The following is a 22,742-nucleotide window of genomic DNA, read 5'->3' as shown; positions in this document are numbered from 1 at the left end:
GTCTTCATGGCAGCACGCCAAGCCCGTTCCCCTGCCGCGCTGCGCGCCGGCGTTTCCGCCCTCGCGCTGGCCGCCGGCCTGCTGTGCCTGGCACCCGCCGCCGCGCAGGCGCAAGCCACCGGCAGCGAGAGCCTGCAGGCGCAGATCGAGACCCGCGCCAAGGCCGTCGAAGCACAGCTGATCGCCTGGCGCCGCGACATCCACCAGCATCCCGAACTTGGCAACTATGAAATCCGTACCTCCAAGCTGGTGGCGGACCATCTGCGCAAGCTCGGCATGGAAGTGAAGACGGGGGTCGCCAAGACCGGCGTGGTGGGCGTGCTCAAGGGCGGCAAGCCGGGCCCCGTGGTGGCGCTGCGCGCGGACATGGATGCGCTGCCGGTGAAGGAGCGCGTGGACGTGCCCTTTGCCTCCAAGGCCAAGGGGCAGTACCTGGGCAAGGAAGTGGACGTAATGCACGCCTGCGGGCACGACACCCACGTCGCGATTCTCATGGCCACGGCCGAGGTGCTGGCCGGCATGAAGGACCAGTTGCCCGGCACGGTCAAGTTCATCTTCCAGCCGGCCGAGGAAAGCCCGGCGGATTTCGAGCCCAACGGCAGCAATATGTGGGGCGCCAAGCAGATGGTGGCCGAAGGCGTGCTGGACAATCCCAAGGTGGATGCCATCTTCGGCCTGCACGTGAGCAGCGGCATCGAGTCGGGCAAGCTGGCCTGGCGCAGCGGCCCGTCGATGGCCGCCGCCGACCAGTTCTGGATCGACGTCAAGGGCCGCCAGACCCATGGCGCGCGCCCCTGGGGCGGCATCGACCCGATCGTGGTGGCCTCGCAGATCGTGCTCGGCCTGCAGACCATCCAGAGCCGCCAGGTCAACGCCATGCTGGAGCCTTCGGTGATCACGGTTGGCACCATCCACGGCGGCAACCGCATGAACATCGTGCCGGACAAAGTCGAAATGATGGGCACGGTGCGCACCTATGACGAAGGCATGAAAAAGGACATCCATGCCCGCATGAAGCGCACCACCGAAGCCATCGCCAGCAGCGCCGGCGCCGAGGCCACCTTCAAGGTCGTGGAGCTTTACAACGCCACCGTCAACCAGCCCGCGCTGACCGACAAGATGGCGCCCACGCTCAAGCGCGTGGCCGGCGATGGCAACTGGATGATCGCGCCCAAGGCCACGGCGTCGGAGGATTTCTCCTTCTATCAGGAGAAGGTGCCGGGGTTGTTCTTCAACCTGGGCGTCACGCCCAAAGGCGTGGACGTGGCCAAGGCAGCATCCAACCACTCGCCGGAATTCTATGTGGATGAGGCCGCGCTGGTGAATGGGGTCAGGGCGCTAGCTGGTCTGACGGTCGACTATATGACGATGGCGCAGCGATAAGGGGGATTGCCGGGCAGACGATGATCGGAGGTGATCTCGTCTGTCTGGACCGCAGTTATGGGACATGACGGCCTCGGCCAGTCATGGCCATCCAGCGATGCATGGCCGGATGACTGAACTGGCGGCCTCTCCGGCCATCCACGCTTGCATGGGCGAACTGCCGAAGCGGCCCGACAACGGTCATCCTGTGCCAACAATCGGCATGCAGTTGCGGAAATCGTCCTGAAGCCGGCAGCCGGGATCCCCATCTTCTCCGGCATCTTCTCCGGCATATGCCGAACTGCAGCTCTAGTGGGAACCTGGTTGGGTATGGCCTCCCTGCTTAGCGTCGTGCCGAGCAAACATTGGTGAACTGACGCTTGCCAGTGCCAATGCACTGGCGCACTCCTGAACAAGGGGAGCCAGTGCCTCCATGCGCTCCTTGGTCATTCGCACCGATGGGCCTGCAATGCTAACGGTGCCGATAGGCTCGCCACCGTTCTGTCTCCGGACTACTGCCGCCAAAGCGCTGGTGCCAGCTTCGTAGGCGTCGAAGACGACCGCATAACCTCGTTGCCGCGTCTGCTCCACCTGCTCCATGAGCGCGCGCAAAGTCTGCGGTGCGCTCGGACCCATCTCTCGAGCGCGCTCCATACCCTGTAGGGCAACCAACTCCAGTGCGCGCTCCTCACTCACGGCCGCAAGCCACGCCAATCCGTTCGCGGTAGCAGGCAGATACACGTCCAGACCAGCATCCGGGTCGTAACGAAGACCGGAATGCGAGCCTTGGGCCTTCGCGACCCAAATCAGCTGACTGTCTTCGATAACGGCGAGCCGCGCCAACTCCCCGCTGGCTTCGGCGAGATCGTCCAGCAGGGGCTGCGCGACATCGGCAATGCCGGTGGCAGCCAGATAGCCGAGGCCCAGCGACGCGAGCTTGACCGTCAGCATGTATTGAGACTTGCTCTGGTCGTGTTTCACGTAACCCATCTCCTTGAGCTCACCCAGCAGACGGTGCGTCGCCGTCCGCGGGATGTCCAGGCGGTCGGCAATCTCAAACATCGGCAGCCCGCGCACATGGCGGGCGAGTAATTCGAGGATGGATAGAGCGCGGTCGCGGACTGAGGCCATAAGCGTTTCCTTGGGGGATGGACGAATTGGTGAAATGCTAACCCAACTGGGATCCAACTCCATCCCGTACTACCCCAAGAGCAAGGGTAAACACCTTTATTGGAATAAACATCCATTTGGTATCGTATTCCAAACAAGATCGCCGCGGCACTGCCGTCGAATCTTCCAGGGATACGCCATGAAACTTGCCATCGACTCCTATTGCTTTCACCGATACTTCGGCGAGGTTTACCCTGGCATCGAAGATGATCCCGGTTCACGCATGACCATGCGGGGCTTTCTCCAGCGGGCAAGCAGCCTCGGCGTGGACGGCGTATCGCTTGAATCCTGCTTCCTGCCAAGCCTGACTCCCGAGGCTGTGAGCCAGTTGCGCGAGGACCTGGACGAGCGCGGACTGGAGCGGGTGTGGGCTTGGGGGCACCCGAGTGGGCTCCAATCGGGCGATGCGCCGGAAGAAGTTGAGGATCTCAAGCGTCACACCGAGATCGCTGCGGCGATCGGTGCCAAGGTGATGCGTATCTGCTGTGGCGGCCGTCGCACGCGACCGGCCGAATGGGGCACGCACAAGGGCAAATTGGTCCCATTGCTGCGCAACGCGATAGCGCATGCCGAGCAGCACGGTGTCGTGCTCGCCATCGAGAACCACATCGACTTTCTGGCCGACGAACTGGTTGAGTTGATCCAAACCATCGACTCCCCCTGGCTGGGCGTTTGCCTGGACACCGCCAACAACCTGCGCATGCTGGAAGACCCGATGGTCGCGATTGAGAAACTGGCCCCCTATGCACGCGCCACGCATGTGAAAGATGTCGCTGCCAGAAGTGGCAATCCCCGAGAGTTCGCCTTTTGGCCGAGCGTTCCCCTCGGCAAGGGCCTCATCGACATTCCGCGAACTTTCGACGTGCTGCGCAAGCACGGATACACCGGCCTGCTCGCGCTGGAAATCGACTATCTGCATCCCGCCTTTGGCGGCGACGAACAGGCCATCGCCGACAGCCTCGACTACATGCGCGGCTTGCTCTAGACGTCGCCCCGCCCCGCCGGGCGCATTGGAAACGTTGCCCTCTACAAAATAACGGAGACATTCATGAAAGCGCCCAGTCAGATCAACGTCCAGGAGTTTTTGGACTCCAGGCCATTCGGCTCTTTTCACTGGAAGATCCTTCTGCTGTGCTTGACCATCCTGATCCTCGATGGATTCGACATCGTGGCAATGGGCTTTATTGCGCCCGCCCTCGTCGCGGACTGGAAGATTCCGCGCGAGGCGCTTGGACCGGTACTGAGCATGGGGCTGTTCGGGCTGGCGATTGGCGCGCTGACGGGGGGCCCGCTAGCGGACCGCTTCGGCCGGCGCAAGGTCATTATTGGCGCGGTCTTCTTCTTCGGCCTCATGAGCCTGGCATCGGCGTGGTCCCCAAACATCGCGGTGCTGTCGGTCCTGCGATTCCTGACCGGTCTGGGCCTCGGCGCATCGCAACCAAATGCTGCGACGCTGGTCTCCGAATACGCCCCGAAGAAGTACCGTTCACTGATGGTGACAGTTGTCTACTGCGGCTTCACGCTTGGCGCCGCAGGTGGTGGCTTCCTTGCCAACTATCTGATCACGACACATGGCTGGGCGTCGATCCTGGTCGTAGGTGGTGTGGTGCCGATCGCCTTCGCGCTGTTGCTCTGCTTCCTTCTGCCCGAGTCCGTGAAGTTCTTGGCTGTCAGGCATGGCGGTCATGGCGAACTGCTGCACATTGTCAACGCGATTGCTCCTGAGACGGCCGACCCGGCGACCGAGTTCGTGACGCCTGAACGTGAACATGCGGGCAAGAGTGCCATCAAGCTCATTGTCTCCAAACCGCATGCGGCAGTGACCCTCGCCCTGTGGGCCGGGCTATTCATGAATCTCTTGACCGTCTACTTCCTCAACAGTTGGCTGCCGATCATGGTCAAGGACGACGGCTTCACGCTGGCCGACGCGGCGCTTGTCGGCGCCATGCTCCAAGTCGGCGGCACGCTCGGCAACATTGTCATCGGCTGGGAAATGGATCGATTCAACCCGCACAAGGTCATGATCGGGACGCTGCTCGGCGCAGCATTGTTCACGGTGGCGATTGGCTCTCAGCATCATAGTGTCGATATGCTGATGGGGCTGGTCTTCCTGCTTGGCTTTTGCATCAACTCGGCCAACACGGGCTGGACTGCGATGGCTGCGGGCTACTACCCGACGGAAATGCGTGCGACGGGGACCAGTTGGATGACGGGCATCGGCCGGTTCGGTGCGATCTCCGGCGCGTCCCTCGGCGCAGTACTACTGGCCCTGAAATGGGACTTCGGCCAGCTCTTCATGGCCCTGACCTTTCCGATTGGTATCGCGATTGCGGCGGCCTACATCAAGGGGCGGCACAACGCCACGAACACGATCGCACGCAAGGCGCCTGCAATGTGAACCGGCACTTGCCTCGCCCGCCAGGGTCTTCGACCGAGGCGTCTCACATGTCAGCCAAATCTTCTACACGGCCCGATCGCCGGAGACTGAGTCATGACGCAATCTCTTTTGATTCCCAGCCCACAAGGCACAACACGGCTATTCGCGGTGTTGGGCGATCCCGTTGGACAGGTGCAGGCCCCCGTGCTACTGAACCGCCTCTTCCTGGAACTTAACGCGGACGCGGTCACGATTCCCGTGCACGTCAGACCGGGACAGTTGAAGACCGTGGTCGAAGGGCTCAAGCGCATGGAGAACCTCGACGGGATTGTGGTCACTATCCCGCACAAGTTCGCCATCTGCTCGCACGCCGACCGGGTCAGTACGACGGTCGGGTTGGCAGGCTCCGCCAACGTCCTGCGGCGCGATCCCGACGGCAGTTGGTTCGCCGAGAACTTGGATGGCTTGGGATTCGTGCAGGGCCTGCGCGCGCAGGCGCACGAACCAGCCGGCAAACTCGTCGCACTTTTCGGCGCTGGAGGAGCGGGGGCAGCAATTGCCACAGCGCTCGTTCAAGCGGGCGTCAGACGCGTGATGCTGACCGACACATTGGCGAGCAGGGCCGACGATCTGGCCGACCGCTTGAATGCATACAAGCCAGAGGTAGCGATTTCTTTGGCGAACCCGACTTTGAATGACGTGGACATGGCGATCAATGCAAGTCCGGTCGGACTGAATGCGCACGATCCCGTTCCGTTCCCTATCGATGATTTGCCGCGGCATGCGATCGTTACCGACATCATCATGAAACCGGCCGAAACCCGACTGCTCAAGTGTGCGGTCAAACGCGGGCTCAAGACGCACCCCGGCATTCACATGCTAACGCCGCAAATCCAACTGTATGCCGAGTTCTTCGGTGTAACGAGACCCGTTCACGGCAATTGTTGATTCGAATGGCGGGTCGTCGCGGTACTTCGCGGCCTTCCTGAGCGGGTGCGGCGCATCGGTACCGATTGCAGATAGCATCCGCACAAGTAGGTCCATGCCGCGACGATCTGGTCAGGGGTACCAGGAATTCATCTGCGGCGCTCATGGCCGGGACTCGACGCTCCAAAACGCGATGTCGCAGTGCGATGCATCCGGCCTGCTGCCCTCGGAGGCCGCGGCCGAAATTGCCACCCTCATCGACGCCGTGAACGCCTGGCAGGAACACTTCGCGCAGGCCGGCGTGACAGAGCGCGACATCGAGGGCCTGGCCGAGCGCATCGACAGCGAAGCGCTCCTAAGCCAACGCGCCGGCTTCGACCAGGCCCGGTTTCAGTTCACGCCGGCCAAGAGAAAGCGAGCAAGCCCCTTCCGGCGCCCTTGAAATCCTCGCACGACACACCAGTCCCTGCCCAAGCGCGTGGTACCAACTGAAGCCGTTCGATGCGCGGCTCGCGTTCTGTCGCCTGCGGGATCGAAGCAGCCGCGTGGGGATGCGCTGGGCATGGTAGCAGGGATGGAGACAATGTGCGGCACGCACCCGGAGGGCTGAAATTGGTCGGAGAACAACGGCTGCAAGCAGCTAAGCGTCGGTTTTTTCTGCCATCTCAAGTGCATCGCCTACCTCAACTTCACGACATCAGGTATGGCACTCATGGTGCCTAGCGTCCAGAATGCTCCGTCGCAAACCCGGGCATTGGGATGCTTGCCAGGAATAAAAATGCATAGCGGAGTTTGGACGGCCCCGTTCAGCGGGTAAGCCCAGCGATATATGCCGAATGTCTGTCTGGTGCACGGGAACCGACATGTCGCGCACAGTGCATAGTCGCCCGCTTCGGGTCAATTCCAGTCACTCAGAAGCGATTCACGAATGCCCCCTCACAGGGCGGACAAGAGAAGTTCATCGACCATGCTTCGAGCTTCCGCGGTCTGGTTTTGACAGGTGGTCCCTCGCGCTGCCTAGTCGCCGCCGACCGAAAGGTGCTGCCCCAAGGCCTGCATCAGGATCTCGTGGATTCGCTCACACCATTCCGGGAGGAAGTTTCGGGACGCGTGTCGATTTGATAGTGACTCGCACGTCGGTGTGATGGCCGCCTTGCTGTTTCAGCGAAGCCGCCCCGGGTCACGAACTTGTTGATACGAGAAGCCCCAGTCACGTCTACGCCAACTGGCTGGTCGTTGCCTGTGGTTTGGCAATAGTTCGTGCGATTTCGCACAGAGCAACAAATAGCGAGTCACTAGTCTGGATCATCAGAACGCGCCGTTGCTTCGAACGGTGCGCACCGGTCTCAGTGGAGAATCGGATGGATCGCTTCTACCTGTTCGACCCGTCGTTCCGCCCCAGCGCGACCATGGGACGCGTACCCATTTATAGCAGCACGCCCGAGCGCGCCGCGGCGTCGCAAATGACCGCATTTACCACGGCCCTGCAGGCATACACCGGCCAGGTCTTCAATAACTACGATACGCTACACGATTTCTCGGTACGGGAATATCGGACGTTCTGGCAATGCTTCGTGCAGTGGTCGCAGGGGCTTGCGTGGTCCGGCAGCTCCGAGCCGGTCTGCGTCGGCGACGAGTGCGAGTATGCACGCTTCTTCCCGCAGGTCCAACTGAACTACGCGGACAACCTGCTTGGCTTGGCGATAGCGACGCCCGACACACCTGCGCTGACCGCATGTCACGCAGATGGCCGACGTGTACGCCTGACCCGCGGCGAACTGCGCAATCGGGTAGCTCGTCTTGCGCATGCTCTTTCGGAGTTGGGGCTGCGCGATGGGGACCGCGTGGTTGGCGTGATGCGCAACGACGCGGATGCGGTCGTTGCCGCGCTGGCCGTCACCGCGCTCGGTGCAACGCTGTCGACCGCCGCGGCCGAGATGAGCGTCGAGACGATCCTCGATCGCTTCGCGCCGCTAGCGCCGCGACTGCTGTTCGCGCACGCTGCGGATCGGGCGTTCGACACAGGCATGTCGCTGGCGGATAACGTCGCCGATCTGGCTGCCGCGTTGCCGTCGCTGCAGGGCGTCGTCCGGCTCGACGACGGAACCTTGCCGGACACCGTCAAGCAGCGGGTCTATTCGCTTGGCGAACTGATCGACAGTGGCGATGCCGGGAGCTTCGTGTGGCGGCGTTTCCCATTTAACCATCCGCTCTTCATCATGTTCTCGTCGGGCACTACCGGCAAGCCGAAGTGCATCGTGCATGGCGCCGGCGGCAGCCTGCTCGAGCATCTGAAGGAGCATCGGCTGCACTGCGACCTGCGGCCCGGCGATCGCTTGTACTTTCACACCTCCTGCGCGTGGATGATGTGGAACTGGCAGTTGTCGGCGCTCGCGTCCGGGGCCGAGATCGTTACGTATGACGGCCCGATCTCGACGGTCGATGCGTTGTGGCGCCTCGTCGCCGACGAGCGGGTTACCGTGTTCGGCACAAGTCCCGCGTACCTGAAGATGTGCGAGGACGCGGGCCTGGTGCCAGGGCAGCAATTCGATCTCGGCGCACTGCGCGCGATGATGTCGACCGGTGCGGTGCTGTTCGACGCGCAGTTCGAATGGGTGCGCGATCACGTGAAGCCGCTGCCCCTGCAGTCAATCTCGGGCGGCACGGACATTCTTGGCTGCTTTGTGCTGGGGAATCCGAACCTGCCGATCTATGCGGGGGAAGCCCAGTGCAAGAGCCTTGCGCTTGATGTTCAGGCGTGGGAACAGGGTGCCCGCACCTGCCGAACCGGCGAGCTGATCTGCGCGAATCCGTTTCCGTCGCGTCCGCTCGGCTTTTTTGGCGACACGGACGGCAAGGGGTTTCACGCTGCCTATTTCACCAGCAACGCAGGTGTCTGGACGCACGGCGATCGCATCGAATTCTCGCCGGAAGGCACTGCGCGGCTGCATGGCCGTTCCGATGGCGTACTGAATGTTCGCGGCATCAACGTTGGTCCGGGCGAAATCTATCGTGTGCTGAGCGATATCCGGGAAATTCGCGAGGCGCTGGTGGTCGAGCAGCGGTCACGCGCTGCACCGCCTGACGCCACGCGCGCGCAAAGGTACGACCAGCGCATCGTGCTGCTGCTGGTCTTGCAGGATGGCGTCGCGCTGACGGGCGCGCTGGCCGCCCGAGTGCGCCGCGACCTCGCACGTCGTGCGTCGCCCACGCACGTGCCGGACCGGATCATCGCCGTCGATGCGTTGCCGGTCACGCATAGCGGCAAGCTGTCCGAAGCGGCCGCGCGCGATGCGGTCAACGGCTTGCCGGTCGGTAATGCCGCGGCGTTACGCAATCCCGGATGCCTCGACTCGATCCGGAACCATCCGGCACTGAACCTGGCGGCGCGCGAATTGCCACCCGCCGGCGAGTCCCGCGAACAACTAGAACGTCATTTGCAGGTGCTGTGGGAGAAGCTGTTCGACTTCGCGCCGATCGGTCACGACGACAACTTCTTCGAACTGGGTGGTCATTCGCTGCTCGCTGCGCGGTTGCTCGCCGACGTGCATCAGTCGACCGGGCGCACGATCCCACTCGCGACGCTGCTGATCGCGCCGACGATCGCGCGCCTCGCCGCGGCGATCGACGAGGGCGAACTGCAGCCGCCGTCGCCGATCCTCGTGCCCGTGCGCGCCGGCACCGGGACGCCGCTATTCCTCGTGCATGGCTTGAGCGGCTCGGTGATGGAATGTTGGGGGCTGGTCTGCGCGCTGCGTAGTCCGCGCCCGGTCTATGGACTGCAGGCACGGGGCCTTGACGGCGAGCAGCCGACACAGCGGTGCGTCGAAGATATGGCGGCCAGCTACATCGAACAGATGCGCACCGTGCAGCCGGGCGGACCGTACGCGCTGGCCGGCTACTCGTTCGGCGGGCTGGTCGCGCTCGAGATTGCACAACAGCTGATGCGCGCTGGCGAGCACATCGAATTCCTGTGCCTGCTCGATACCTATGTGCACGAGCATTTCCTCCCATGGCATGCTTGGCTGCGGCACCGCTGCAGCTATTTGAGCTACCAGTGGCGCAAGCTGCGCGCGGTGCCTGCGGCGCAGCTTTTCGGTTACCTGACGTACATGCTCGGGAAGGCGGCCGATCGCGCGGGGATGAGCCTCGGGCGCATGACGCGCCGGCCGGACGCCTACACCGAATCGTTTCCGCCTGCGCTTTGGCGCGTGCGCGAAGCGATGAGACAAGCAACGACGACCTACCGGCCGCGGCCGTATCACGCCGGCCCGATTGTCTATGTGCGCGCGGCGATTCGACACCAGGATTGGGGCGATCCGATATCGCTGTGGCGGCGTGTCGCGCGCGACGGCTTGATGATTGCCGAAGTGCCCAGCGGCCATGGCGATATGCTCGTCGAACCAAACTTGCAGGTCGTCGCGGCGCTACTGGACGAGGGGTTGGCAAACCCGTGACGCGGCGGGCGTGTTTCATGAGGCGCCGCAAGGCGTGAGCGGGGATCGAACGGCATGCAGCACGATATTGTCACCGCACGGAACGTGGTACGTACCGCATCTCTTCTACTGCCTGATCCGAGCCGCCTCACGTTGCCGGAAGGAGCCGTACATGTGTGGGTACTGCATGACGCTCTTATCGACCCGGTATGTTCGACGCTTGCCCACACGCTTTCGCCGGATGAGCGACAGCGTGCCCGAGCCTACAGACACGAAAGGCATCGCAATCACTTCATTGCCCGGCGGAGCCTTCTCCGCTGGCTGATCGGCGGCTACCTGACCTGCAAACCCGAATCCCTGCGCTTTAGTGTTGCGCCGTTTGGCAAGCCCGCCTTGCAGTGGCCGCACGCTGCAAGGCTCGCGTTCAGTGTTTCCCACACTGACGGGATGACGCTGCTCGCTTTCGCATGGGATTGCTGCGTCGGTGTGGACGTGGAGCGGCGGATTGACGGCGTAGACGTTACGGGCGTTGGACGCGGACTATTCTCTCCGATCGAGGAGAAGGTGCTTGACCCGACACGACCTGATTTGGCTGCAACCCTGCTCAGTATCTGGATCCGAAAGGAAGCCCTGCTGAAGGCGCTCGGCACGGGCCTCTCCGGCGAGCCGAACGCCTATACGACCGAAGACGACTTGCTACGCGGCGAGGGCCGCTGGTGTGCTTCGCATAACGGCACAACCATTTCCGGCTGGACGTGCCTTGACCTCGTACTCGGGCCCGAAGTCCGCGGAGCGCTGGCCGTGTCGTTTGAAGACGCAAGCGTCACCCTCCACCGTTGCTCGTTATCGACCTGGGCAAACAGCTGACCAATTCGACGGCAATGCCGCATTAACGCTGGGCCTACGAGATGCGCGATCGAACAACCAGGAAGATACATTTGAATGGTTGTCTCGGAATCAGGGTTGCCATACAGCCTGAAGTGAAGGTCTGTTAGCTGTCCAGAGTCTCCCTTGATTGTCTCTATCACCTCGTACTTAAGGTGCACGACGCCGATCGGATACTCCAACTCTCCACGATGCGCGGCCTGAACGCCGCTGCTGCGCACCAAGTACGCACTGATCATTTGAACAGCCAGTGTGCAACGAGCCGTGTATAGCGCGGCATCACCACGTAGACCATCAGGAACACGATGGCCGCCGCGACGGCTGCCTTGTCGATGAACGAGTCATGGGCGAAACCGAGGCGCGCAAGCACCGGCACGACGCCCCATGGCACGACGATGCTGAGCGGCAGGATGGCGCTCCACGTGATGAGCCACTGCTTCCACGCGGTTGGGATCTTGACCCGTGCGTTCTTTGGAGTGAACCAGAAATCGAGGCCAGTCCTGATCTCGTATCGGTCGCCTTGCCGCAGCGATGACCGCATTCTCTCAATATGTTGGCGACGCACATCGGATTCCATCCAAGCGTTGAGGCTCCTGAAGTCGGCGAAGCGGACAATGGTCGCATACTCGCGGCTCGTGCCGACCGGACGGATCACATCGGTGCTTAGGTAGCCGGAAAACCTGGAGCATGCGGCTCGGATGTCCGCGAGCCACGCTTCATACTGCTCGGCGGCGTCGGGCTCGACCTCGTGAACAATGATGCTCGTCACGATTTCCTGCGGATTGAAGGTAGTCGGGTTCATCGCACTCCCGGTGGCGCCTGCATCGAGGACGTTCATGTCGGTTTGATCATGTCACGCGCATAGGCGAGGCCCGTGCCATACCCGCCACCATGCTCGACCACGATCGAGCGAGCCTTCTCATAGGTGTCATGACGGGTCCAATCCCTCTGGAATTCGAGAAGGACCTGGAGCCAGGAAGTCATGACTGCGCCAGCGCAAGCCATCCGTCGCAACGCAAGATCATGGCTTGTTGGTGTCAGCCCGCCGCAAGCATCGGCCGCAACGTATACCTGATATCCCTCGGACAGCGCTGACAGCACCGGGAAGCTCACGCAAGCCTCCGTCAGCATGCCCGCGATGATCAGCGTACGCTTTCCGGTAGCCGTAATCGCGCCGCGCACTGCATCGTCTTCCCAAAGATTCATGTTGCGGCGCTCAATCGGCGTGACGTTTGGCAGCACGTCTCTAAAAGCCGGCATCAATGGGCCGCTGTACACCTTCGAGGCTGAAGTGGAGACCACAACCGGCAAGTCAAAGGCGACCGCGGTCTTCGCGAGCGCAAGGCCATTACTGCGCAGAATCTGGGGGTCTTGAGAACCCGCGGCGAACGCAAGGCCCGCCTGTTCATCAACGAGGATCAATGCGCAATCGGCGGGGTCGAGCAACGGTAGTTTGGACATGGGAGTTCTCTTGTTCATTTGAGACCGCGATCTTGTTTCATGCCGCGGTCTGCGATCAATCCGCCCACAGCTAGCGTGCCAGCGAGGATGCCGAGAGAAGATGACGTATGGGCATGCTTCAGGAATCCGCTCGCAAACGCGAATGCGGCGAACTCCCATTTGCTAGCAATCTTCCTTACGCTCTTCATCGTCAGTCGGGATTGAAGTGGGCAGTCGGCCCGGTCTCTGAAATGACTGGACGCCCCTTGGAACGTCCAGCCCGCGAATGCAGTATTAGCGCTCGATCACCTGCGCATGGACCGGCGCCAGCGACTCGTGCTTCGTGGCGGTGCGCTGCTCGGCCTTGTGGACCATCGTGTAGGCGTAGTCCACGCCCATGCCGTAAGCACCCGAGTGTTCCTTGGCCACCTTCATTACCGCGTCGTACGTGTCACGGTTCTTCCAGTCGCGCTGCCATTCCAGCAGGACCTGCTGCCAGGTCACCGGCACCACGCCGGCCTGCACCATGCGCTGCATCGCGTAGTCGTGCGCTTCCTTGGTGGTGCCGCCCGAGGCGTCGGCCACCATGTAGATCTCGTAGTTGCCTTCGAGCATCGCGCACAGCGCGAACGTGGTGTTGCAGACCTCGGTCCACAGGCCGGCGACGATCACCTTCTTGCGGCCATTGGCGGCCAGTGCGTCGCGCACCTTCTGGTCGTCCCAAGAGTTCATCGAGGTGCGCTCGAGCGTCTGCTTGCCCGGGAACACGTCGAGCAGTTCGGGGTAGGTATAGCCCGAGAACGAGTCAGACTCGACCGTGGTGATGGTGGTCGGGATGTCGAAGATCTTGGCCGCCTTGGCCAGGCCAACCACGTTGTTCTTCATGGTCTGGCGGTCCATCGACTGCACGCCGAAGGCCATCTGGGGTTGATGGTCGATGAAGATGATCTGGCTGTTGTGCGGGGTCAGGACTTCGAGCTTGGCGTTGGACATGGCGTTCTCTCCATTCGATGTGATTCAATTTGGCTGATGTTTCTTCGCGGCGTAAATTTGTTTCTGTGCTGCCATGGACGGAACTATAGCGTCGATAGCTTTGCTCAAAGTGATCGATTCACGGATATGTTATTCAAATATTTTGAATACATGAGCCCACCGAACGGACACTCCGGAGTACGGTGAGGGATACGACTGCACCTCTGCGCCTCTGCCAGGCCATAAGCATTCATACAGGCCCGGTTAGCGCTCCGTCAGACGAACCGTGGGATGGGTCGTCGCTGCGGCGTCTGGTCCGGGAGCGCGATCTCTTCCCGATCGATGTAGCACCACCCCCATCCCTCAGGGGGGTCATATCCCTCAATGATTGGGTGCCCGGTTTTCTCGAAATGCGCGCGGGCATGCTTGAGTGGAGAGTTATCACAGCAGCCAACGTGACCGCAGGTTCGGCACAGCCGAAGATGCACCCACGGGCTGCCCACCTTGAGGCACTCTTCGCAACCCAGGGCGCTTGGCACGACATCACGGATCGTATCCGTATGGTCACAGGTCTTCATGCCACTTCCTTTGACAGTCTGCTGAGGTAAGCGTGGATTTGGGAGATGGCAGCGGCGCCATCGCCGACTGCGGCGGCAACTCGCTTGGTCGAGCCAGCGCGGACGTCGCCGATTGCAAAGACGCCAGGCATGCTGGTCTCGAGCGATGCGTCCGATGCGCCAGTAAGAATGAAACCCTTGTCGTCCGTCGCAACCGAGCCATTGAGCCAGCGGGTATGCGGCGTCGCACCGATGAACAGGAACAGGTGGCAGATCGCATAGTGTGTCGAGGTGCCGCTGGCGCGATCGCGAACAGTAGCGCTGGCGAGCCTGTCGCCACTGGCGGCAAGTTCGGTCAGATCCGTACCGACATGAATCTCTACGTTGGACAGTGCCGAGATGCGGTCGATGAGGTAGCGGGACATGGTCGCCGACAGGTCTCGCCTGACGAACACGTGAAGTCGCTTCACGTGTGGCGCGAGAAACACGATTGCCTGGCCCGCCGAGTTACCGCCGCCGACAAGAGCGATTTCCTTGCCAGCACACAAGCGGGCTTCGATTGGGGACGCCCAATAGGAAACGCCGGAGCCCTCGAAATGTGCGAGACCGGCAATGTCGGGGTGTCGGTAGGCGGCGCCCGAGGCAATCACGACGGTACGCGCTGCCACCGTCGAGTCGTCCGAAAGCTTGAGCGCCAGCCGATTCTCGTAGCGATCGAGCCGCACCACGCTCACAGGGATGGCCACCTCAGCACCGAATTTGAGGGCCTGGGTGAATGCGCGGCCAGCGAGCGCCTGCCCGGAGATGCCGGTAGGAAAGCCAAGATAGTTTTCGATTCGCGCCGACGCGCCGGCCTGGCCGCCCATGGCACGCTCGTCCAGAACGACCACCGAGAGGCCTTCCGACGCGCCATAGACCGCTGCGGCCAGCCCGGCCGGTCCCGCGCCGACGATGGCAACGTCGTAGGTCTTCTGCTGCCCGAGCTTGGGGATGATGCCGAGACAGGCCGCCAGCTCCCGCTCATCGGGCCGCTTCAGCACGCTGCCGCCAGGGCAGACCACCAGCGGCAGGTCGGTGGGGAGAAGCGCCATCCGCTCGATAAAGCTGCGGCCCCCACCATCGACTTTGGGATCCATGACGTGGTTGGGATAGCCGCTGCGGGTCAGGAAGCCTTGGAGGCGCAGAAGATGCGCATCGTCTGGCGCACCAATCAGGATCGTGCCCGAGCCGCCGTGTTCGATCAGCCTGACACGGCGCAAGATCAGCGCGCGCATGACGATCTCACCGACCTCCGCCGATCCGATCATCAGCGCTCGCAAATACGGCGGATCGAACGGAAGCAGGGTGGCGCCGCCACGACCGGCTCGCGCCGAGGCGAGCGACGCACGGCCGTCAATCTGGCTGACTTCTCCCGTGAACTGCCCTGCGCGATGGGTGGTGATTGGCGCTTCCTCGTCAAGGCCATCCCGGCGCAGAACGTCGATCGAGCCATCCAGCACGAGCCAGACGGGCACATTCCTGTCTGCCGTGGCGAAGACAATCTCACCCGCCGCAAAATATCGCGGCGGACCGCTTGCGAACCGGCGCGCCGCCTCAACCTGGATCGGTGTCAGGACGGGGAATATCTGGTGCCTGCGCTCTCCGACACCGTCTGCGTGCTGCTCGATCATACGAGCGTTCTCCTCTCGAGAGCGGCGTCCGGTGGGTTTATTGCCAAGCACCGTCGGCTTCGCGTGAACCCGGTCAGCGTCACGCCAGGCGAGTTTCGATCGGCAACCCGGGGCTCAACGTTTTCGTGACGGGCGTGCGCTCGGCAATTTCCGCCAGACGCGCTTTCTGGCTGTCCTCCAGGCCTCTGATCACTAGCGTCCGCTCGATGCGCCACTCGTCCGTCCCGACTAGCCGCAGGGAGACATCGAGCGACTCAAGGGCCCAACCTTTGCGTTCGGCATACATTTTGAGCGTGATGGCGGTGCACGCTCCCAGGCTTGCAAGCAGTAAATCGTAAGGGGCCGGTCCGGCACCTTGCCCGCCGCGCGCGTGGGGTTCATCGGCCGTGATTGCGTGGCCGGATACGACGATGTTCGTGCGATAGGGCGTCGATCCAATCTGGGCGGTGCCGTGTGTCATGGTTCCTGCCTCCACTGCACGATGTGGGATGTTGGATGAACTGGCTTTGCTGGAGTATCTTCGCAAAGCGTCTGATATACCAATCATCCTTTGGTATGGTCGATCGGCTCGGCGGCATTTCGGGATACCCGAAGTCAACAGGTACGCAGAGACGGCGCAGCACAAGCGGCAAATCAATCCATGCGCGCGGGCAAGGCTTCGGCCAGCGTATCCACGGCCAGCCGCACCTTGCGTGACAGGTGTGGTGTCTGCGGCCACGTGGCGTAGAGACTGCCGGCCAGAACGCGCTCGCGGATCAGCCAATGTCGCCTCCTCTCGGCTGGCGCCTTCCTCAAGGGCGGTTGGGGCGATCTCGTCGGCGCGCCGTCCACATGGCCGAAAACGGATGTCGACGCGATCTGGCTCGATAGCTCACGGGCCGGAGATCATGTTGATCGGGAGATCGAACATGACCTGAGAGAGCTGAACCGGCAGGCTAATTGGTCAGCGAAGAATCAGTGCCGGCGCATATCCGAAATGGGGTGCGGGTTCAACCGGTCGATGCAACGAATTGATGGAATCGTTCATCCATTTAGAGCCGTTCACTTGAGCTTACGTAAGACGGTTGGCGCGGGTCGGGTAACACGCGTGCGACCGTCTTGAGCAAGCCAAGTCGCCGCCCGACTTCGTCGAGCCCTGGAAAGAACTCGCCGGAATTGGCCAGGGAGGGATTGGAGGTCGTCCAGTTGCCCACCGAAAGGCCCATCGAAGCCAGGCCATCCTGGCACATCTGCGCCACGGTTTCGGCCTTGAGCACGCGGCCGTTGGGCTCGGCCCCGTCATTGAGGATCATGCGGATGAACGTCATGTACTCGCCCACGGTGGCGTACAGGCCGTGGCCGCCCATATCCATCGGCGGCGGCTCGGGCAGCACGAGGTCTGGCAGCGGGGTCAGCTTGCCGTCGGCGGCGCGTTCGTGAATCGTCACGCGGCGGGCCTTCATGGATTCGGTCAGCCCGAACTTGATTTCCACCATGCCCAGCGGGTCGAAGATGCGTGCTTTCATCACCTCGCCCAACCGTCTTCCGCGCTTATGGTTGTCGCTTGCATGGCCTTCCGCACAGGAGGAAGCGATCCAAGCGTCGTCAATTTAGGGGAGACGGGCCACATGGCGTGTACGATTCCGGCATCTGCCTGTTCGGATCAGGCAGAAATCTGCGGGCTGCAATATGCCGCTGCCCGGTCCGCCCCACACATGGCCTTCCCGCGCGGTAAGCCATGCACCGTGACCACAATCACCTTGGCTCGCGGTGGCGGATCGAACGCGGCGTGCAATGGCGGGGGCGTTGTCCGCCTTCTCTGCAATTCGCAGGCGGACTGTGGCTTGCCGCCGCCGCGCTTGCCAGGTTGGTTAGTCATAGTTTCGGAAACGCCTTGACCACGTGCCGCAACAGGCTGGTGGCGACTGGCGAGAGCGGCCGTCCGGCTCGCGTGACGACGTGGATCCGGCTGTTGTTCAGGATCGGATTGGCAAGCGGCAGCGATATCAGGTCGGTGAACTGTGCGCCCTTCAGCGGAATCGAGCGTGGCGTCATGATGTAGCCGAGCCCCATCGCTGCAAATTCCCACAGCACCTTGAACGAGTTGGTGACGAGCATCGGCTTCAGGGTGATGTGCTCGTCCAGTTCCGCTGCCTGCACGTGCTTGCGCACGCCGAACGACTCGACCAGCGCCGCGCCCTGGTGCTGCGCCAGTTCCACCAAGGTCAGCGCGCTGCGGTGGTGCGCCAGGGGGTGGCCCTTGCTAACGTGAACGCGGATCGGGGACAGCCGCGAATAATGCGAGCGCAGGCGCGCGTCGTTGGGCGGCTGGAACACCAGGCCAATGTGTGCCATGTCTTCCACGATGCAGCGGACCGTTTCCTCGGTCCCGGCCACCCGGACGTTGTAGGTCACGTCAGGATGCCCGATCAGGAAGTCGCGCAGCACCGGCTCGAGCACCATGTCGATGAAGCCCTCGCCAAATATCAGCTCGATGTGCCCGCGCTGGGCGTTCTTCAGGCTGTTGACCTCGGCGAGGAATGTGTCGTGCAGATCCTGCTGGCGGCGGGCGAACAGGGCGAGCATGCGCCCGGCGTCGGTGACGACGACGCCCCGCCCGCGCCGCTCCAGCAGCGTCAGGCCCGTGTCCTGCTCCAGTTTGGCCACGGCGCGACTCACCATCGACGGGTCCACCGAGAGCACATCCGCCGCGCCGCGCACCGACCCCGTCTCGATGATCTGGAGCAGGCACAGCGCCCGCTTCCGATCCAGCACGTCTCCCATCCGTTCTTCCATTGCGCCGACATCTCAAATGTTGTGGTTCGAATGTTGTCATTTATACAACAATTCGTCCCCTCAGCTGTCATGGATGCGACGGACACATCTGCAGATAATGGCGTGAATCACCTTGATCGACGACAACCATGACCGAATCCGCCCGCGCCCACTTGAGACGATCCATCGAGGCCATCGCGCCAGAATTCGTCGCGATTCGCCGCCAGATCCACGCGCATCCCGAGCTGGCGTTCGAAGAGCGGCGCACCGGTGACCTCGTCGCGGAGCTGTTGGCAGCCTGGGGCTACGAGGTCCATCGCGGCCTGGGCACGACCGGCGTGGTCGGCAGGCTAAGCAAGGGCCAGGGAACGCGGACGTTGGGCATTCGCGCCGATATGGATGCGCTGCCTATCCAGGAGAAGACGGGGCTGGACTATGCCAGCACCCTGCCCGGAAAAATGCACGCCTGCGGGCACGACGGACACACGGCCATCCTCCTGTGCGCCGCGCGGCATCTGGCCGAGTCCGTCGACTTCAACGGGACGCTGAACCTGATCTTCCAGCCCGCCGAGGAAAACGAAGGCGGCGCGCTGCGCATGCTGGAGGACGGTCTGTTCGAGCGCTTCCCCTGTGATGAGATCTACGCCCTGCACAACGCCCCGGGCCTGCCGGTCGGCCAGATCGGCCTCATCGCCGGTCCGGCCATGGCCTCGTTCGACCGTGCCACGGTGACGCTGACCGGCCGCTCGGCCCATGGTGCCATGCCACACCATGGCATCGACGTGATGCAGGGCGCGGCCAGCATGGTGCTCGGGCTGCAGTCCATCGTAAGCCGCGAGATCGACGCGCTGAAGTCGGCGGTCATCACCGTGGGCTCCATCCAGGCGGGCGCAACCTACAACGTGGTGCCTGAGAGCGCGACGATCAAGATCGGGGTGAGAGCGCTCGACCCCAAGGTGCGCACCCACATCGAAACGCGCCTGCGGGACTTCGTGGCGGCTCAGGCGCGCAGCTTCCAGCTTCAGGCCGAAGTCGTCTATGAGCGCAAGTATCCGGTGCTGGTCAATCACGACCGCCAGACGGAGCGCGCGCGGGAAGTGGCGGTCCGGCTGCTGGGTGAGGACAACGTCGTGTCCCGCGGACCCGTGATGGGCAGCGAGGATTTCGCCTGCATGCTGGAGCATCGCCCCGGCGCCTACATCCGGCTCGGCAACGGCCTCGGCCAGGATGGCGGCTGCATGGTCCACAACCCCTTGTACGACTTCAACGACAGGGCCCTGCCGGTAGGCGCAGCGTTCTGGGCCAGCTTGACGCAAAGCTACCTCGCCTGACAAATTCAATAACGGGAGACAACCATGACCACACAGACGCGCCGCCGCTTCCTCCAATACGCTGGCCTGACCGCAGGCTCGACGGTACTTGCCGGCCTGCCCGCCTTTGCGGAGCAGACCTTCCCGAGCCGGCCGCTGTCGCTGGTGGTTCCCTACCCCGCTGGCGGTGCCAGCGATACGTCCGCGCGCATCTTCGGGGAATCCATCGGCAAGAGCGTGAAGCAGCAGGTAGTCGTCGAAAACTACGGAGGCGGCACCGGGCTGATCGGTGCCAATAAGGTACTGGCCGCGCCGGCTGACGGGTACACCTTCTTTCACGGCTCGATCAACGAAGTGTTCCTTTCCCCGCTGCTGAATCCAGCGGCCCGCTACAAGCCCCAGGACTTCATGCTTGCCGCCCCGATTAGCGACGCCAGCATCGTGCTCCTCATCCGCAGCGGCATCCCGGCCGACTCGCTGGACAAGTTCCTGGACGTGGCGAAACAGAACAAGAGCAAGCCGCTGACCTACGCGACCGTCGGCATCGACTCGATCTATCACCTGATGGGCGACGCACTCGGCGCCCGCATCGGCGCGCCCTTCCTGCACGTGCCCTACAAGGGGGCAGCCCCCGCGCTGCAGGGCCTTGCCGGCGGGGAGGTGGATTTTGCCATCCTGCCCTATCAATCGAGCTTCGACAGCATGCAGGAACAGGGCCGGCTCAAGGTGCTGACAAGCTTCTCCAGGTCGCTGCCCGCGCCGCTCAAGCATATTCCGCTGATCTCGCAAAGCCGGCAGGTCCCCGACTTCGAATACGCGATCAGCGGGGGCTACTTCGTCAAGCAGGGCACACCTGCCGACCGGATCGCAGTGCTGCGCAAGGCGATCGGCGAAGCGCTGGCCAAGCCGGAGATCCGGGCCAAGCTGGAAGCCGAGGGCCGCGCCGTCGCGCAGCCCATCGACAATCAGGCGCAGGCGAACCAGCTCTTCGACCAGTACATGGGTCGTGTTTCGCAGCTCATCCGCAACGTGGGGCGCAAGACTGCCGCCTGACTTCCGGCCGAGTGGCACCGGGGCTCGTGCCGCACATAGGGCAGTCCATCGAGGGCGGCAACAACCGACTGATCGACGAAATCCCAAACGCGAAACTCATCGTGCCGAAGCGGATGCGTCGTGATCCTCTCGAAGGCAACCGATTCGGCCCGGCCCACTTCCCAAAGATGACAACGGTTCGGAACAATTAACGCGCCAGGACACGCGCAAGAGCGATCATCCCTGACTCAATTGCGTCGCTGCCGACAGATGCAAAACCCAACACCAGCCCCGACGGCGCCGGACGGTCAATCGCGTAGAGCGACAATGGTCGTGTCTCGATGCCCTCGCGCGCCAAGCGGCGCGCCACGTCGGCATCATCGATGCCGGGCGGCAAGAAGGCCGGCGCGTCGAGTCCCGCAACGATTCGAGGAACATGCAGCAGTCCGGAAAGACGCCGATCGGCAGTGCTTTTCAGCGCTTCGGCACGCTCGCCGTACAGCATGCGCATGCGCCGGATGTGGCGCCCGAAATGGCCGTCCGCGATGAATTCATGCAGTACCGACTGCTGATCCAGTGGGACATGCCGCGCTGTCAACGACAACGCGGCCACGAACGGATCGACAAACCGGTCAGGCAAGATCGCATACGCGGTCCGTAACCCAGGAAACAGCAATTTGCTGAATGTGCCGCAGTAGATCACGCGTCCGTCGTGGTCGAGGCTCTTCATTGCGGCCAGCGGATTGCCTTCGAAGCGGTATTCGCTGTCGTAGTCGTCTTCGATGATGACGGCGTCTCGATCCCGTGCCCATTCGAGCAGCGACAATCGCCGTTCAAGCGCGAGCGGCGGTCCGAGCGGTGCTTGCCGCCCTGCCGTGACGTAGGCTAGACGCGCGTCGGGCGCGTGCTGTCGTGCCCATTCCACGTCGATGCCCCCCGCATCGACAGGCACACCGACAACCCGGGCGCCCGCGGCCTCGAGCACGAAGCGCGCGCCCGGATATCCCGGATCTTCGATCCACGCGGCGTCGCCCGGATCGAGCAGCAGACGCGCGCCCAAATCGATAGCCTGCTGGACGCTGCCGAGCACCACGACGCTATCTGCCGTGCACGTAATACCTCGCGACATGCCCACGTACTCGGCAATCGCCGCGCGCAGCGGCCGATATCCTTGCGCCTCACCGTCGCCAAGCAGATCTCGTCGAGTCCGGCGCGTGCGTTTCGCTGCCAGCCGCGCCCACAGGTCGAACGGAAACGCATCGAGATCGGGCTGGCTGGCACGAAAAGCCCGAGCGGGACTCGTGCGGCCGCTCACCTGAAAGGCGGTTCGCGCAAGCAGACGGCCGCGGGCCGAGAGCGCAATGGCACGTGGTCGCGCGTCGTCAACGTTATCGCCATGGCGGTCATGCGCGCCTGACCGTCCGTCGCGCGTCTTGATCGACGGCCGATCGCTGCTGTCGATACGTCGATCCGGCAATTCGGACGTGACGAAACTGCCTCGTCCGACAGCCCCCGTCAGATACCCTTCGGCCGTGAGTTGTGAAAACACGCCTAGTACCGTGCCGCGAGATAACGCAAAACGTGCCGCGAGATCGCGCGACGAAGGTAGACGCGCCCCTGACGACAGCCGGCCCATCAGAATGGCAGTGCGCAGTTCGTCATATAGCCAGCGTTGCAATGACATCCCGTTCGGTCGCGGCGCAAGTGCAAGTTCGATCTGTTCGGCTCGGCGCATCGTTGCCTTTCCATAATGGCTCAATCAATTTCTCGATAATGGACCTTTTTTGCGACCATTAACAACCCTATCCTGCTCTTCATCAAAAAATGCGACATACCGTTGCATCGTTCGC

Annotated in this window: 20 protein-coding genes; 10 read left to right on the top strand and 10 right to left on the bottom strand. The window is 62.7% G+C overall.

The genetic code is table 11. From position 1 onward, the window contains the following. Positions 1–6: 6 nt before the first annotated feature. Positions 7–1,383 carry an amidohydrolase gene (locus tag AC1Q7Q_RS03205; protein ID WP_492372836.1) on the top strand — a complete coding sequence of 459 codons (1,377 nt, stop codon included), beginning with the start codon at positions 7–9 and terminating at the stop codon, positions 1,381–1,383. 288 nt (positions 1,384–1,671) lie between these two features. Here the strand turns inward: AC1Q7Q_RS03205 and AC1Q7Q_RS03200 are convergent, their stop codons facing one another. Further along, positions 1,672–2,493 carry an IclR family transcriptional regulator gene (locus AC1Q7Q_RS03200; RefSeq protein ID WP_492372835.1) on the bottom strand — a complete coding sequence of 274 codons (822 nt, stop codon included), beginning with the start codon at positions 2,491–2,493 and terminating at the stop codon, positions 1,672–1,674. A gap of 178 nt (positions 2,494–2,671) precedes the next feature. Here AC1Q7Q_RS03200 and AC1Q7Q_RS03195 point away from each other — a divergent pair, with 178 nt between their 5' ends. The 6 genes from AC1Q7Q_RS03195 (at position 2,672) to AC1Q7Q_RS03170 (ending at position 11,139) form a co-directional block, all read left to right on the top strand. Continuing rightward, positions 2,672–3,517, top strand: coding sequence for a sugar phosphate isomerase/epimerase family protein (locus tag AC1Q7Q_RS03195; RefSeq protein WP_492372834.1), 846 nt, complete (start codon positions 2,672–2,674; stop codon positions 3,515–3,517). 63 nt (positions 3,518–3,580) lie between these two features. Continuing rightward, on the top strand, positions 3,581–4,930 hold the full coding sequence (locus AC1Q7Q_RS03190) for an MFS transporter (protein ID WP_492372833.1): 1,350 nt from the start codon (positions 3,581–3,583) through the stop codon (positions 4,928–4,930). Between the two features lie 93 nt (positions 4,931–5,023). Further along, entirely contained in the window at positions 5,024–5,857 is an 834-nt protein-coding gene (locus AC1Q7Q_RS03185) for a shikimate dehydrogenase family protein (protein ID WP_492372832.1), read from the top strand. Between the two features lie 94 nt (positions 5,858–5,951). Continuing rightward, positions 5,952–6,278 (top strand): hypothetical protein, encoded by a 327-nt coding sequence (locus AC1Q7Q_RS03180; RefSeq protein ID WP_492372831.1) that lies wholly within the window; start codon positions 5,952–5,954, stop codon positions 6,276–6,278. 919 nt (positions 6,279–7,197) lie between these two features. After that, positions 7,198–10,293: an acetoacetate--CoA ligase gene (locus AC1Q7Q_RS03175; protein ID WP_492372830.1), complete on the top strand. Its 3,096-nt coding sequence runs from the start codon at positions 7,198–7,200 to the stop codon at positions 10,291–10,293. Positions 10,294–10,347: 54 nt separating this feature from the next. Further along, positions 10,348–11,139 carry a 4'-phosphopantetheinyl transferase family protein gene (locus AC1Q7Q_RS03170; RefSeq protein ID WP_492372829.1) on the top strand — a complete coding sequence of 264 codons (792 nt, stop codon included), beginning with the start codon at positions 10,348–10,350 and terminating at the stop codon, positions 11,137–11,139. Between the two features lie 253 nt (positions 11,140–11,392). Here the strand turns inward: AC1Q7Q_RS03170 and AC1Q7Q_RS03165 are convergent, their stop codons facing one another. The 6 genes from AC1Q7Q_RS03165 to AC1Q7Q_RS03140 form a co-directional block, all read right to left on the bottom strand. Next, a complete protein-coding gene (locus AC1Q7Q_RS03165; protein WP_492372828.1) occupies positions 11,393–11,995 on the bottom strand; it encodes an antibiotic biosynthesis monooxygenase in 603 nt (200 codons plus the stop codon). Beyond that, a complete protein-coding gene (locus AC1Q7Q_RS03160; RefSeq protein ID WP_150987658.1) occupies positions 11,992–12,618 on the bottom strand; it encodes a hydrolase in 627 nt (208 codons plus the stop codon). Before AC1Q7Q_RS03160 ends, AC1Q7Q_RS03165 begins: the two co-directional genes overlap by 4 nt. A 273-nt stretch (positions 12,619–12,891) precedes the next feature. Then, positions 12,892–13,590, bottom strand: coding sequence for a hydrolase (locus tag AC1Q7Q_RS03155; RefSeq protein ID WP_013953087.1), 699 nt, complete (start codon positions 13,588–13,590; stop codon positions 12,892–12,894). Positions 13,591–13,844: 254 nt separating this feature from the next. Continuing rightward, complete coding sequence (locus AC1Q7Q_RS03150) at positions 13,845–14,147, bottom strand: UBP-type zinc finger domain-containing protein (RefSeq protein ID WP_492372827.1); 303 nt, start codon at positions 14,145–14,147, stop codon at positions 13,845–13,847. Further along, entirely contained in the window at positions 14,144–15,796 is a 1,653-nt protein-coding gene (locus AC1Q7Q_RS03145; RefSeq protein WP_492372826.1) for an FAD-dependent oxidoreductase, read from the bottom strand. Before AC1Q7Q_RS03145 ends, AC1Q7Q_RS03150 begins: the two co-directional genes overlap by 4 nt. Positions 15,797–15,875: 79 nt before the next feature. Next, positions 15,876–16,256, bottom strand: coding sequence for an OsmC family protein (locus AC1Q7Q_RS03140; protein WP_492372825.1), 381 nt, complete (start codon positions 16,254–16,256; stop codon positions 15,876–15,878). A gap of 270 nt (positions 16,257–16,526) precedes the next feature. Here AC1Q7Q_RS03140 and AC1Q7Q_RS03135 point away from each other — a divergent pair, with 270 nt between their 5' ends. Then, positions 16,527–16,898: a nucleotidyltransferase family protein gene (locus AC1Q7Q_RS03135; RefSeq protein WP_492372844.1), complete on the top strand. Its 372-nt coding sequence runs from the start codon at positions 16,527–16,529 to the stop codon at positions 16,896–16,898. On the opposite strand, the gene AC1Q7Q_RS03130 is transcribed toward AC1Q7Q_RS03135, so the two are convergent. Together AC1Q7Q_RS03130 and AC1Q7Q_RS03125 are read right to left on the bottom strand one after the other, a co-directional pair. Then, complete coding sequence (locus AC1Q7Q_RS03130) at positions 16,828–17,301, bottom strand: serine hydrolase (RefSeq protein ID WP_492372824.1); 474 nt, start codon at positions 17,299–17,301, stop codon at positions 16,828–16,830. The two genes, AC1Q7Q_RS03135 and AC1Q7Q_RS03130, sit on opposite strands and share 71 nt — an antisense overlap. A 349-nt stretch (positions 17,302–17,650) precedes the next feature. Next, positions 17,651–18,559, bottom strand: a complete 909-nt coding sequence (locus AC1Q7Q_RS03125; protein WP_492372823.1) for a LysR family transcriptional regulator — start codon at positions 18,557–18,559, stop codon at positions 17,651–17,653. Positions 18,560–18,699: 140 nt separating this feature from the next. Between AC1Q7Q_RS03125 and AC1Q7Q_RS03120 the strand changes: the two genes are divergently transcribed. Both AC1Q7Q_RS03120 and AC1Q7Q_RS03115 read left to right on the top strand, forming a co-directional pair. Continuing rightward, entirely contained in the window at positions 18,700–19,881 is a 1,182-nt protein-coding gene (locus AC1Q7Q_RS03120) for a M20 aminoacylase family protein (RefSeq protein ID WP_492372822.1), read from the top strand. A gap of 24 nt (positions 19,882–19,905) precedes the next feature. Further along, the gene (locus AC1Q7Q_RS03115; protein WP_492372821.1) at positions 19,906–20,913 is read left to right on the top strand and encodes a Bug family tripartite tricarboxylate transporter substrate binding protein; all 1,008 of its coding nucleotides are present in this window, start codon (positions 19,906–19,908) and stop codon (positions 20,911–20,913) included. A 187-nt stretch (positions 20,914–21,100) separates the two neighbouring features. Here the strand turns inward: AC1Q7Q_RS03115 and pdxR are convergent, their stop codons facing one another. Beyond that, positions 21,101–22,627, bottom strand: a complete 1,527-nt coding sequence (gene pdxR, locus AC1Q7Q_RS03110; protein ID WP_492372820.1) for a MocR-like pyridoxine biosynthesis transcription factor PdxR — start codon at positions 22,625–22,627, stop codon at positions 21,101–21,103. Positions 22,628–22,742: the final 115 nt, after the last annotated feature.

Source organism: Cupriavidus sp. GW823-FHT07A04 (genome assembly GCF_058794615.1).
This window is presented reverse-complemented; position numbering and strand designations above follow the sequence as displayed.